This is a genomic window from Vibrio sp. RM-41-2B (assembly GCF_024744415.1).
GTDB lineage: Bacteria > Pseudomonadota > Gammaproteobacteria > Enterobacterales > Vibrionaceae > Vibrio > Vibrio diabolicus.
Window position 1 is genome coordinate 52,201 of sequence record NZ_JAMQWD010000014.1, and the last position, 13,422, is coordinate 65,622.

A 13,422-nucleotide genomic window follows, 5' to 3' on the forward strand; every position below is an offset into this window, starting at 1 on the left:
AAGGAGAAGAGTTATGACGTTAGAAAATGCAGTACGAATTTTTGCAGGCACGATGGTATTGATCTCGGTCATACTAACCGTGTTCGTTCACAGTAACTTCATTTGGTTCACCGTGTTTATCGGCGTTAATCTTATTCAAAGTGCTTACACGGGAATCTGCCCTGCTGCTTATTTTTTAAAGAAATTTGGTTTTAGATAATCTAGAGCGTAGTGACCTTTCACACTGGCTATTCGTGAAAGGTCAGTTCGCCCTAAAACTTGGAGTTAAAAATGACTAAGATCTTAATCGTCGGTGGTGTTGCAGGTGGTGCATCTGCGGCGGCGCGTGCTCGTCGTCTAAGCGAAGATGCCGAAATCATCATGTTTGAACGTGGCCCATTCGTTTCATTTGCCAACTGTGGCTTGCCTTATCACATCGGCGGCGATATCCAAGAACGCAGTAAGTTACTACTACAAACGCCAGAAAGCTTTTTAGCACGCTTTAACGTTGATGTTCGCGTGATGAATGAAGTGGTTTCTATTAACCGACAGGACAAGACCGTTACGATCAAAAACCTGTTAGATGAGTCTGAATACGTAGAATCGTACGATTTTCTGCTGCTTAGCCCAGGTGCCGGCCCTATTGTTCCGCCAATTCCAGGTCTCGATAACCCGCTCACCCACTCGCTACGTAACATTCCAGATATGGATCGCATCATCGAAACGATCCAAATGAACAAGCCAGAGCATGCGACGGTTGTTGGCGGCGGTTTCATCGGTTTAGAAATGATGGAAGCCTTCCACCAACTTGGCATTAAAACCTCTCTGATCGAAATGGCAGACCAAGTCATGACGCCAGTAGACCGTGAAATGGCAGGCTTTGCTCATGCAGAAATTCGTGACAAAGGTATCGACCTAAAACTTGGCGTCGCGCTTGAATCTGTGAAATTCGTACCTAACGAGCACGTTGCAAGTTTCTACTCTGGTGAGAGTGAGAAACACCAACACCTAGAAGGTGAATTGGAGTTAACACTGAACAACGGTGAAAAACTCACTACCGATATTCTGATCATGGCAATCGGTGTACGTCCTGAGACAAAACTGGCGCAAGAAGCTGGCCTTCAAATTGGTGCGCTAGGCGGTATTTACACGAACGAATACATGCAAACCAGCGATCCTTCGATCTACGCTGTCGGCGACGCGATAGAAGAGAAAGACTTCGTGACTGGCGAGCAAACTCTAGTGCCACTTGCAGGCCCGGCAAACCGTCAAGGCCGTATGGCAGCGGACAATATGCTTGGTCGCAAAGAAACTTACCAAGGCACACAAGGTACTGCGATTTGTAAGATCTTCGACCTTGCTGTGGCTTCAACAGGTAAAAATGAGAAACAATTGAAACGCGCTGGCGTTGAATACGACAAAGTGTACGTGCATACCGCAAGCCACGCGAGCTACTACCCTGGTGCAGAAGTGGTGTCGTTCAAAATGTTGTTCGATCCAAAATCAGGCAAGATTTTAGGTGCTCAAGCAGTTGGTAAAGACGGTATAGACAAACGTATTGACGTTATGGCTGTTGCACAACGTGCTGGTATGACGGTTGAACAACTACAGCATCTTGAACTGACTTACGCGCCACCTTACGGCAGTGCAAAAGATGTGATCAACCAAGCGGCGTTTGTGGCAAATAACATCATCAAAGGTGACGCAGCGGCGATTCATTACGATGAAATCGACAACCTGACTGAAGATCAAATTCTCCTCGACGTCCGTAACCCGGGTGAATTGGAGTCTGTTGGTTATCTTGAAGGGGCAATCAACATTCCGGTTGACCAGTTACGCCATCGTATGGGTGAACTACCAAAAGACAAAGAGATTGTGATTTACTGTCAAGTAGGCTTGCGCGGTAACGTGGCATACCGTCAACTGGTCAACAATGGTTACAAAGCTCGTAACTTGATTGGTGGATACAGAACACTCAAATTCTCGCGCTTATAACGGGATAATAAAAACAGAGAAAACCGAGGGATTGGTTTTCTCTTTTGTTTATTTACATGGACTCAAATCTAACTCATTAACCTTCTATCGCCAAACGGACTGCCGCTTGAGCATGGATAGAAGTGGTATCAAGTAGCGTAACATCGGTGTGACTTTGGTTTACAAGTAAGGCAATTTCAGTGCACCCGAGAATCACAGCTTCAGCTCCCTGCTCTTTTAGTTTTTCAATGATTTTCAGGTATATCGTTCTCGATTCCTCTTTGATTTCACCTTGGCATAACTCTTTATAAATAATGTTATGCACTATAGAGCGATCATCTTGAGCAGGAGTTATGACATCCAGCCCATAGAGGTCGGAAAGCCGTCCTTTGTAAAAGTCTTGCTCCATTGTGAATTGAGTACCTAGGAGTCCGACCTTTTGAACCTCTTTCTCACGAAGTAACTCAGCAGTCGCGTCTGCGATATGTAGTATGGGGATATTAATGCTGGCTTCAATTTGAGGAGCAACTTTGTGCATTGTGTTCGTACAAATAAGAATAAAATCAGCGCCCCCTTTTTTCTATTGAAGATGCAGCATCAGATAGAATACTTGCCGTTTCTTCCCATTTACCTTGGTGTTGAAGTTTCTCTATCTCTGAAAAATTCACGCTATACATACAAACTTTTGCGGAATTTAGGCCACCTAACGCCTCTTTGACCCCTTCGTTGATCAATTTGTAATAACTAAGCGTCGACTCCCAACTCATGCCGCCTAGAAGACCGATAGTTTTCATATAACTCTCCAATCGTTATACACCACTATGGGAGGGATGCTTTTACAAACAAAATCAACCACGTGGATAGACAGCTTTCTAGCTTTGTCACTAGTGAAAACTGGATAAACCTGCGATCAAAAAAAACGAGAACCAAAAAGGACGACTACGCGATTCTCATATCTCCTCGCAACATTGTTACCGCACTTCCAGAAAGCTTAACGTATTCCGGACTCAATAATTCTGTATAAACAACTCCACTTCTCTTAGATGCTTGAAAGCCTTTTAATTGCGCTTTACCGAGCTCTTTAGCCCAGTAAACACATAAAGCGCAATGAGCAGAACCTGTCACTGGATCCTCATCAACACCAACCCAAGGGGCAAAGTAACGAGAGACAAAATCAGCGTCAGTGCTTGATTGAGCAGTGATAACAACTCCACGACCTTTTTGTTTAAGTAACGTACTAAAATCAGGTTCGAGTTGCTCTATCAAAGACTCATCATTGATGACGATCAACTGCTTATTATTAAACTGACCATAAGCGATTACATCAACCACATCGAGCCCTAAGCCGTGAAGCAAGTCTGTGTTAATACTTGCTCGCATATCTAAAATAGGAGCAGGAAACACCAAATGAATGTCGTCATGATCAAGTTGTGCAGTTAAAACGCCGGATAGCGTAGCAAACTCAATGGTATCACCTGTACTATATAACCCTTGCTCTCTCAGCACGTGCGCCGTGGCCAATGTGCCATGTCCACACAAAGCGACTTCCGTTTCAGGTGTAAACCAACGAAGTTGCATTGTGTTTAATGACAGAAACGCGGTTTCAGATAGTGACATCTCTGCCGCTATGGCCAACATCATTTCCTCATCAAGGCTTGATTCTGTGATACACACACCTGCAGGATTGCCTTTGAACACATCTGATGTAAACGAGTCGACCTGAAAAATTTTAACTTCCACAAAATATCCTTAAGTTCTATCAACCACTGTAGAACCATTAGCAGCACTTAGTGCATTTGTACCACGTAATGTATTGCACCTGTTGTTTGAGCAGTAAACCTTTATTAACTAAGAAGAAACCACTTTTTCTCCTGATGGGATTTATTGGTATTTTGCCGAAGTAATGAACTCACCGAATGTTTCACACCAAACAACAACAGTATTGTATTCAGAAATGGAAATCCCTTGAGGAACCTCAACAACGAAGTTATTGAATGTTTTGACATCACCAACCAAGCTCATCTCAGATTTAAGGTCATTAAACGCTTGTTCCGTTTCGACAAACTTAGGAGATAGATAGAGTTTATAGTCTGGTCCGGGAGCGAGTTTTCCTACCAACGTAATGACTTCAGAACTCAAATGAATTTCTCCCTCTCCCCAATGAAAAGCGTCGCTATCTTTGAGGTCCCTCTTAAACACTGCGCTGTATTCTGCACCTTGCTTGCTCTTAGCAACTTGCTCATCGGTCGGCGCAGGCGGTGCAATAAGAATCGGTAAAGTATAGATACCTATCGCAATACCAATCGCAACAGCCACTAAGTGGCTTAACGTTAATTTAATTATACTTTTCAAGGTCATCTATCTTCTTGTTAGTTTCATCAGCTTAGATTTCGGCTCAAATACAGACATCCGTCAGGTTATACGTCTAATAGCCTAATTTCATTAATATTATACACAAGCTGGACCAATGCGCCTTAATTGCTGCCTTTTAGAGTGCTATCCAATAACCCCGTTATTAACGAAAATAACTATTTAAATTCAGCCCCCTAAGCGCCTTCGACGAAATGATCTAAAGGCAAAGTGAGCAATTAAAAACGGCTGATAATTGATATCAGCCGTTTGCTTATCTGGAATGTCGTTGTGCTGGTTTGGGAACTATTCTGCTTCCACCAAAGCGATCTTATCGGATGTCGATTTTTCCAATTTGATCGCAATAAACTTAGAGGTTGGCGTAAACGTTCTATCCCCATAACTATCTAAAGGAACCAATGGGTTCGTTTCTGGATAGTAAGCCGCCGCCTGACCTGCTGGTACGTCATAGGCAACAAGCGTAAATCCGCTCACACGCCGCTCAACGCCATCTTCCCACAATGACACCATGTCTACTTTATCGCCCGGTTCAAATCCGAGTTTACGAATATCCGCGTCATTGATGAACAGGACTTCGCGCATGCCAAATACTCCACGATAACGGTCATTCAAGCCGTAAAGTGTCGTATTGTATTGGTCGTGTGAGCGCATGGTTTGCAAAATCAAATCTGGCTTTTGGCCTTTTTCGAGTATCGCTTCGCTGATCAACTGCTTCGGCAACTCGCTAGAGCTGAACTGTGCTTTGCCGCTTGGTGTATTCCATCGACGCTCGGCTGCTGGGTTTACCAAGTGGAATCCACCCGGGTGTTTAAGCTTATGGTTAAAGTCGGTAAAGCCCGGAATGGTATCGGCAATCAAATCGCGAATACGGTCGTAATCTTCAATTGCCCACAGCCAATCAATTGGTTTTGCCCCAAGTGTAGCATTGGCAATACTGGCAATAATCGCTGGTTCTGAACGCAAATGCTCCGAACGCGGTTTTAGCTGACCAAATGAGATATGCACCATGCTGAAAGTATCTTCAACCGTCACGCCTTGTGGGCCAGTCGCTTGCTGATCAATCTCGGTACGGCCTAAGCACGGAAGAATAAGCGCATCTTTACCTGTGACAAGGTGAGAACGATTTAACTTCGTCGAAATGTGTACGGTTAAATTACAGTTTCGCATCGCGTTGTGCGTACGTTCTGTGTCTGGCGTTGCTTGTGCAAAGTTACCGCCCAAACCGATAAATACTTTCGCTTGCCCTTCTTCCATCGCTTTAATGGCTTGCACAGTGTTGTGGCCTTCACCACGCGGGACGGCAAAGTTAAATCGACTTTCAATGCGATCCAACAACAGATCTGAAGGTTTTTCATCAATGCCCATCGTACGGTCGCCCTGAACGTTACTGTGACCACGCACTGGTGAAAGACCCGCGCCCGGCTTACCAACGTTACCTCGTAACATTTGCACGTTTGCGACTTCTTTAATGGTTGGCACAGAGTGACGATGCTGAGTCAACCCCATTGCCCAACACATGATCACACGTTCTGCACGTCGATACATGCTCGCCACCATCTCGATTTCACTTAAATCAAGACCCGATTGTTCCGCGATGTGTTCCCAAGAGGTTGCGTCCACTTCAGCCAAATACTCATCAATACCTATCGTGTGTTGCTTGATGAATTCACGGTCAAATACCGCTTTGCCGCCGTTTTTCAATGCCTCGCGTTCCCATTGCAACAAGAATTTCGCGATGCCACGAAACACTGCCATGTCTCCGCCTAAAGCAGGACGCAGGTACGCGGTGTTGGTAGGCTCTGAGCCGTTGCTCAACATCTCAATCGGCATTTGTGGGTTTTGGAAACGCTCTAATCCGCGCTCTTTCAGCGGGTTTAGACAGATAACCTGTGCACCACGTTTTACCGCTTCGCGCAGAGGTTCAAGCATTCGTGGGTGGTTCGTGCCCGGGTTTTGACCAATCACGAAAATCGCATCAGCTTCTTCAAAATCATCAAAGATCACTGTGCCTTTACCAACGCCAATGGTGTCTTTCATCCCGATTGCACTGGCTTCGTGGCACATGTTGGAACAATCTGGGAAGTTGTTGGTACCGAATGCGCGCACAAATAGCTGATACAAAAACGCCGCTTCATTGCTTGCACGACCAGAGGTATAAAACTCCGCTTGGTGCGGTGAATCTAATTGATTGAGATGTTTCGCGACAAGTGCAAAAGCCTCATCCCAAGAGACTGGCACATAGTGATCGGATTCGGCATCGTATCGCATTGGGTGCGTGATACGACCTTGGTATTCCAACCAGTAATCGGTTTGAGTTGAGAGAGAAGAAACGCTGTGATTGGCAAAAAACTCAGGATCAAGCAGACGATTGGTCGCCTCCCAGTTTACCGCTTTCGCGCCATTCTCACAGAAATTGACTTTACCACTATCTGGCGACTCACCCCATGCACATCCCGGGCAGTCGAAACCGCCATTTTGGTTGGTTTTGAGCATAGTGCGAATGTTTTTAACTGCATTTTCACTGCCCCACCAACTTCTGGTTACGGCTTTCAGTGCACCCCAACCACCAGCTGGACCTTTGTATGTTTTTATTTGTTCTTTTTGGCTCACGACTTTACTCCTCGCAGATATACCAGCAAGCAGGGTGCCCGTGAAAACAAGCGCGTTATTTATTGAGATAATGCGGAAGTATTGAAGGGCTTAGTTTCTAATCCATGTATTTTTTAATCCAAATAAGTAACCACTCAACATGCTCTCACTTGTCCGAGCGTTTACTTATCTAGATTCTTGATATCGGATACCCGCCTACTGTTTCTAAGACTGTTGGATTCAATTCGCATTGTTGCGCCTTGATCTAAATCAAAGATTAAGTCGTTATTCAATATGCGTCCAATTGATAATCCTGACCGAGTGATAAACAAAATCTATGACGATTTTTCCCACTGACGTTCATCACATTTTTAATCAATACAATTTATGAGGTTAATCGTTTTCTCATTCGATTCCACCTAGTTCGCTTAACGAACTCAATAAAATCGGCACTCTTGATAATAGATAATATCTATCACACTATAGATACTTTAAATTTGACCCTAATTAATATCAGGAATAGCCTTGATTCAGATCAATTTTGAGTGTGGTTTTATTCTTGACTTGGTTTTGGTTTTCCATTTCCCAGTTAAAACGCTCCAGCGCTTAAAAAGTACGGTAGTGTTGTGCCCTTATTTAGGGGGTTCTCCCGTACATGTGACTCACAACGCAAGGTTAACAAGCCATTATGGATATCAAACAACTTAAATATCTCATCGCACTTGAACAGACCAAACACTTTGGTCAAGCCGCCGCATTGTGCCACATTACGCAGCCTACCTTGTCCATGAGAATCCGAAGCTTAGAGGAAGAACTCGACCTCGAGTTAATCCATAGAAGTCAACGATTTGAAGGATTTACTGAAGCCGGAGAACGCATTTTAGCTTGGGCGAAAACCGTCTTAGCCGCTCATGATGGATTGCAAGCCGAGGCTGCTAACTGCCGTGGTCAGTTGGTCGGTTCACTTCGGCTTGGAATGGTGCCACTCGCCAGCCAAAACCCGATGCAATTGCTCAAACCATTAGCTCAACAATTCCCTGAGTTACGCTTTCAAATACTCTCCATGACGACCGAACAGATCATAGACCAACTCAATCGCAATCAGCTTGATTTGGGCATGTGTTATGTCGATCAAGTCAACACCGCTTACTTCGATGTTATCGAGCTCTACTCGACCAAACTTGGCGTTTTATTCGATGAGCGTCATTTTGATTTTGCCGAATCTGAAGTGTTGTGGGAGTCACTCAATAACATTCCGCTAGGGCTGCTTTCGAAGGGCATGCACTATCGCCACTCGATTGATCTTAGCTTTGTGAGTAAAGGGCTAGTTCCGCAAACCGTCATTGAAAGTAACTCCACCTTTCACTTGATCCAAGCGGTCACCAGCGGACTCTGCTGCGCCATTATGCCGCTGAATTGTGGATTGGAAGAGTTGAACGATACGCTTCGCATTATTCCTATCGAAGAAGCCGCCGTTCACGCCCCACTAGGCTTGTTAAAGCGAAAACAAGAACCTTTCTCCGCGCTAACCGATCAGTGCTTCGCAGAAGCAAAAAACATATTCAATCGATAACAAGAATCCACACGTCAATGTTTGGCATACACAACGGCTTATGAGGTGATTTCATGAGATGTACTACTCAATCTTATTTTGAACTGTCCGATTTCAATCAAGCACCACCTCAACCAAGTGCGTTCAATTACCGAGAATTGATTGATGGCCGCCCAGTGCAACAAATGTCGCTGGCGAGTGAGTCCGCCTTAGCTATCAGCTACAACGGCATTAGCCAAGCGGTCATGATGGTGACGCCAGGCCACCTGGAAGACTTCGTGAAAGGGTTTAGCTTAAGCACAGGCATCGTCCACGACTTCAAAGAGATCAAAGACATTGAAATTGTTGGCGATCACGAATCTCACTATGCGGAAGTGGAAATCAGCAACCGCGCTTTCTGGGCGTTAAAAACACAACGCCGAAATCTTGCTGGCACAACCGGATGCGGCATTTGTGGCGTCGAGGCTCTTGAACAAGCTTTGCCTGATTTGGTGCCACTGACACCGTCTCTTCCTCCGCGCTCCGATGTATTCGAAGGGCTGAGAAACAAAGTCGCACAGCATCAAGAAGCCGCACGTGAATCTGGCGCGTTACACGCCGCTTTATTTGCAGATTTACAAGGCAACATCAAGTTGTGCCGAGAGGACATCGGCCGCCACAACGCGCTAGATAAGTTGATTGGCGCATTGGCCAACAATCACATCGAACCTCAAAGTGGCTTCGCAATCATGACCAGCCGTTGCAGCTTGGAGTTGATCCACAAAGCCGTTCGCGCGCGTATCCCCACTCTGGTTTGCTTATCTGCACCTACAGCGTTAACTGTCGAATGGGCAAGAAGAAACCATTTGAACCTAATTCACTTGCCAAAATACGGCTCGCCGCGTCTATACAGCCCTGCGCCTTAACACGTCAACCTAGCCGAATTCCTAATAATTTTTACAGAGACCTGTGGGTCTCTGTTGTTTGCTTCTCGTTCCCAATTGATACTTAGTGACAAGACACTATTCTCTCCAACCAAACGTGCTCACCCCTTGTCAGCACTAAGCTTATGCATATTAATCCGTTTGCATTTGAACGCTTTCCAATCGATAAGAATTCAGTCAAAAACCCATATATTAGTAAGGATTTTGTGTGACTCTTTTCACGCTTTTCCGCCTTCCTAGGCATTTCTAGGAATTTTTCCTAGCCGATCTAGGCAACCATCTCATGTGCCTCACAAAACCACTCTCTAGAATTCCGCTCAGTCAAAGGTAACAAGAGCGCATAACGGTCTCCGTTGTGTTTCTAAAACAATTACAAGAGAGTTCATCATGTTAAAATTCCTCGAACAGGTGCGGAAGCCGACCCTCGATCTTCCTGTCGAAGTTAGAAGAAAGATGTGGTTTAAACCGTTCATCCAATCTTACTTGGTCGTATTTATCGGCTACCTAACCATGTACTTGATTCGTAAGAACTTCAATGTCGCGCAAAACGACATGATCTCAACTTACGGTTTGAGCATGACAGACCTAGGTCTTATTGGCCTTGGCTTCTCCATCACATACGGCATCGGTAAAACCGTTGTGTCTTACTACGCTGACGGTAAGAACACCAAGCAATTCCTACCTTTTATGCTGATCCTTTCTGGTCTTGCAATGCTTGGTTTCAGCTTCAGCATGGGCGGCGGTAGTGCAAGCCTGTTCTTGATGGTGGCTTTCTACGCTCTGAGTGGTTTCTTCCAAAGTACTGGTGGCCCTTCTAGTTACTCAACCATTACAAAATGGACACCTCGTAACAAACGCGGCTCTTACCTAGGCTTGTGGAACATGTCACACAACGTTGGTGGTGCGGGCGCAGCGGGTGTTGCTCTTTTCGGTGCCAACTACCTATTCGACGGCCACGTAATCGGCATGTTCGTGTTCCCTTCTATCATCGCGATCATCGTTGGTTTTATCGGTATGCGCTTTGGTAGCGACTCTCCAGAAGCTTACGGTCTAGGTAAAGTAGAAGAACTTTTCGATGAAGCAGTGAGTGAAGAAGACACCGCCGCTGAAGAAAACCAGATGACCAAAAAAGAAATCTTTGTTGAATACGTTCTTAAAAACAAAGTTATCTGGCTACTTTGCTTTGCCAACATCTTCCTTTACATCGTTCGCATCGGTATCGACCAATGGTCAACGGTATACGCGTACCAAGAGCTTGGTCTGTCAAAAGAAACGGCAATCTCTGGCTTTACTCTGTTCGAAGTTGGTGCGCTTGTTGGTACTTTGATGTGGGGTTACTTATCTGACCTAGCAAATGGTCGCCGCGCATTGGTTGCTTGTGTGTCTCTTGGTTTGATCATCGTATCGCTTGAGTTCTACCAGCACGCCACTAGCGAGTTCATGTACTTGGCCTCTCTATTTGTATTGGGCTTCTTGGTGTTTGGTCCGCAACTTCTTATCGGTGTTGCAGCGGTTGGTTTTGTCCCTAAAAAAGCAATCAGTGTGGCTGACGGCGTAAAAGGTACATTCGCTTACCTAATCGGTGACAGCTTCGCGAAACTTGGTCTCGGTATGATTGCAGACGGTACACCTATCTTCGGCTTAACAGGTTGGAAAGGTACCTTCGCAGCCCTAGATACCTCCGCCATGATTTGTATTGTTTTGCTTGCTTTCGTCGCTATCGCGGAAGAGAAGAAGATTCGACACGCGAAGAAGCTTCAACTTGCACAAGACCAAGCCTAACTTCTCTGCGCGCTTTACTTCGGTAAAGCGCGCAAGATCATTAAAAAGCATGGTTCAATTCAGTATCATTAAAGATTTTTCTATTGGCTCCTGTTGGAGCTTGTTGTTGTTAGTCGTCTGCTCTATTTGGTTGTAATAATGATTCATGTTGCTCTAGTTGATGATCACGTCATCGTGCGTTCGGGTTTCGCACAATTATTAAATTTAGAAAGTGATATTACCGTTGTTGGTGAGTTCGGCTCTGTCGCAGAAGCACGCACAGGCTTGCCTGCGGTACACCCACACGTCGTCATCCTAGATATTTCCATGCCAGATGAAAGCGGCTTAAACTTTCTTAGCGAAATACCAACTGGCATTGCCTGCGTGATGCTTAGCGTGCATGACTCCCCTGCGATGGTGGAAAAATCACTAAAGCTAGGTGCAAAAGGCTATCTTAGTAAACGCTGTAGCCCAGACGAACTTATTCAAGCCGTGAGAACCAGTGCTTCTGGTGGCTGTTACCTCACATCAGATATTGCACTTAAACTTGCAACGCCTAGCGACAACACCACCTCTCTATGCCAACTGACAAAACGTGAAAACGAGGTATGTCAGCTACTTGCGACCGGGTTGGATGTAAAGTCTGTCGCGGCAGAGCTTGGCTTGAGCCACAAGACCGTGCATGTGCATCGTGCGAATGCCATCGACAAACTCGGCGTGAAAAACAACGTTGAGCTCGCCAAACTATTTTCTCAAGAGTCCTTTTAATGCGAGCTTACGCTGTTACCACCATTTGCGGACTATTTGTTATGGCTTGCGCCTGGTTCTGCTTATGGGTGATTGCCTATTACTTTGTCAATGATCCCGAGCTGGCGATCTTATTGTTTCCTTTCGCTTTAAGATTAGGTGTCGCCCTGCACACTCGCACCGCTTATTGGCCGACTATTTACCTTTCTGAGTGGGGGCTTTCCATCGCACTTGCGATGTTACTGGGTCAACCGCAGTGGCTTACCGTGCTGATTGCGAGCATTGCCAGTATCCCGGTCACTCTGATTGCGAAAAAATACTACTACGGAGACCAAAACCGCCATTTAGCCGTGATGAGCGCAGTCATTATCATTAGCGCGTTTATTAATGTGATGGCCGTTGGTTTTCACGTTCCTTCGGTTTACATGGTATGGCTGGCTAGCATTTCTGGAGGCTTGCTCGTGGTGCCTATGTGCTACCTGTTGTGGAGCTATTTGTTCCAAAGTCGTTGGTCTCCGCTTAGCTCTCTCCTACTTAGTAATGCCGTTGTATTTCAGGTGCGTCATATCGTGCTTTATGCGCTGCTTTTGATCGGCAGTATTTTGGTGCAAACCAGTTTGCCTGAAGAACTAAAACGATTTGCGCCGTTTTGTATGGCGATTCCAATCATCGTGCTTGCTCTGCGTTACGGCTGGCAAGGTGCTCTGCTCGCCACCATGCTCAACAGCATTGCGCTGATTGCGGCTCGTAGCGGCGTATCAAATCTAGAAATCACCGATTTGTTATTATCTCTCTCGGCGCAAACCATCACCGGCATTATGCTCGGTTTAGGGGTTCAGAAACAAAAAGACCTCAATCACAAACTGCGCGGCGAACTTGCACGTAATCAGAATTTGTCTCGCCAGCTTATCAAAGCGGAAGAATCGGTAAGACGCGATATTGCGCGCGAGCTACATGACGAAATTGGACAGAACATCACGGCGATCCGCACACAAGCCAACATCATTAAGCGGGTAAATAACGCCGAAACAAGCGTGGGTTGCGCGGACATGATCGAAGGGCTTTCCCTCAACGTGTACGACACCACTAAGCGACTGTTGAGCAAGCTAAGACCAAAAATGCTGGATGATTTGGACTTAAAAGAATCCGTCGAGCAACTGACGCGAGAGATGGAATTCGCCAATCACGGAACGACTGTTCAACTGAACTGGCAAGGCGATTACACCAGCCTGAGTGACACACTCAAAGTCACCCTATTCCGTTTATGCCAAGAGTCATTGAATAACGCAGCCAAGTACGCAGAAGCGCAGTTGATCAATATTGAACTGACAATTGGAGAAACGGCGGTGTCATTGATGATTCACGATGATGGTGTCGGTTTCAAAGTTCAGGACAGCATGAAAGGCATGGGCGTTCGCGGCATGCAAGAGCGTGTGCACGCGTTAGGTGGAAAAATGGTTATCTACTCCACCAGCGATCAAGTGATCGGCACACAAATCAGCATTACTTTACCTAAGGTGTAACTCA

The 13,422-nt window shown here is 45.7% G+C and carries 10 protein-coding genes and 1 pseudogene; 7 read left to right on the forward strand and 4 right to left on the reverse strand.

What is annotated here, in order from left to right; genetic code table 11:
* Positions 1-13 precede the first annotated feature (13 nt).
* Both NB463_RS09655 and NB463_RS09660 read left to right on the forward strand, forming a co-directional pair.
* Entirely contained in the window at positions 14-199 is a 186-nt protein-coding gene (locus NB463_RS09655; protein ID WP_012842250.1) for a YgaP family membrane protein, read from the forward strand.
* Between the two features lie 71 nt (positions 200-270).
* A complete protein-coding gene (locus NB463_RS09660; protein WP_258430493.1) occupies positions 271-1,974 on the forward strand; it encodes an FAD-dependent oxidoreductase in 1,704 nt (567 codons plus the stop codon).
* Between the two features lie 76 nt (positions 1,975-2,050).
* Here NB463_RS09660 and NB463_RS09665 read toward each other — a convergent pair.
* From NB463_RS09665 to NB463_RS09680, 4 genes and pseudogenes are all read right to left on the reverse strand, one after another.
* Positions 2,051-2,747: pseudogene (locus NB463_RS09665) on the reverse strand (aspartate/glutamate racemase family protein).
* Between the two features lie 145 nt (positions 2,748-2,892).
* Entirely contained in the window at positions 2,893-3,693 is an 801-nt protein-coding gene (locus NB463_RS09670; protein ID WP_258430492.1) for a PhzF family phenazine biosynthesis protein, read from the reverse strand.
* 141 nt (positions 3,694-3,834) lie between these two features.
* On the reverse strand, positions 3,835-4,311 hold the full coding sequence (locus NB463_RS09675) for a DM13 domain-containing protein (RefSeq protein WP_258430491.1): 477 nt from the start codon (positions 4,309-4,311) through the stop codon (positions 3,835-3,837).
* A 297-nt stretch (positions 4,312-4,608) separates the two neighbouring features.
* A complete protein-coding gene (locus tag NB463_RS09680) occupies positions 4,609-6,933 on the reverse strand; it encodes an FdhF/YdeP family oxidoreductase (RefSeq protein ID WP_258430490.1) in 2,325 nt (774 codons plus the stop codon).
* A gap of 667 nt (positions 6,934-7,600) precedes the next feature.
* Here NB463_RS09680 and NB463_RS09685 point away from each other — a divergent pair.
* The 5 genes from NB463_RS09685 to uhpB all read left to right on the forward strand — a co-directional run bounded on the left by NB463_RS09685 (position 7,601) and on the right by uhpB (position 13,418).
* Entirely contained in the window at positions 7,601-8,485 is an 885-nt protein-coding gene (locus NB463_RS09685; RefSeq protein ID WP_053808389.1) for a LysR family transcriptional regulator, read from the forward strand.
* 53 nt (positions 8,486-8,538) lie between these two features.
* A complete protein-coding gene (gene fdhD / locus NB463_RS09690; RefSeq protein ID WP_053808388.1) occupies positions 8,539-9,369 on the forward strand; it encodes a formate dehydrogenase accessory sulfurtransferase FdhD in 831 nt (276 codons plus the stop codon).
* A 405-nt stretch (positions 9,370-9,774) separates the two neighbouring features.
* Positions 9,775-11,169 carry a hexose-6-phosphate:phosphate antiporter gene (uhpT, locus tag NB463_RS09695; RefSeq protein ID WP_104970731.1) on the forward strand — a complete coding sequence of 465 codons (1,395 nt, stop codon included), beginning with the start codon at positions 9,775-9,777 and terminating at the stop codon, positions 11,167-11,169.
* 138 nt (positions 11,170-11,307) lie between these two features.
* Positions 11,308-11,916: a transcriptional regulator UhpA gene (gene uhpA, locus NB463_RS09700; protein ID WP_046875403.1), complete on the forward strand. Its 609-nt coding sequence runs from the start codon at positions 11,308-11,310 to the stop codon at positions 11,914-11,916.
* Entirely contained in the window at positions 11,916-13,418 is a 1,503-nt protein-coding gene (gene uhpB, locus NB463_RS09705) for a signal transduction histidine-protein kinase/phosphatase UhpB (protein ID WP_258430486.1), read from the forward strand. Before uhpA ends, uhpB begins: the two co-directional genes overlap by 1 nt.
* Positions 13,419-13,422 lie beyond the last annotated feature (4 nt).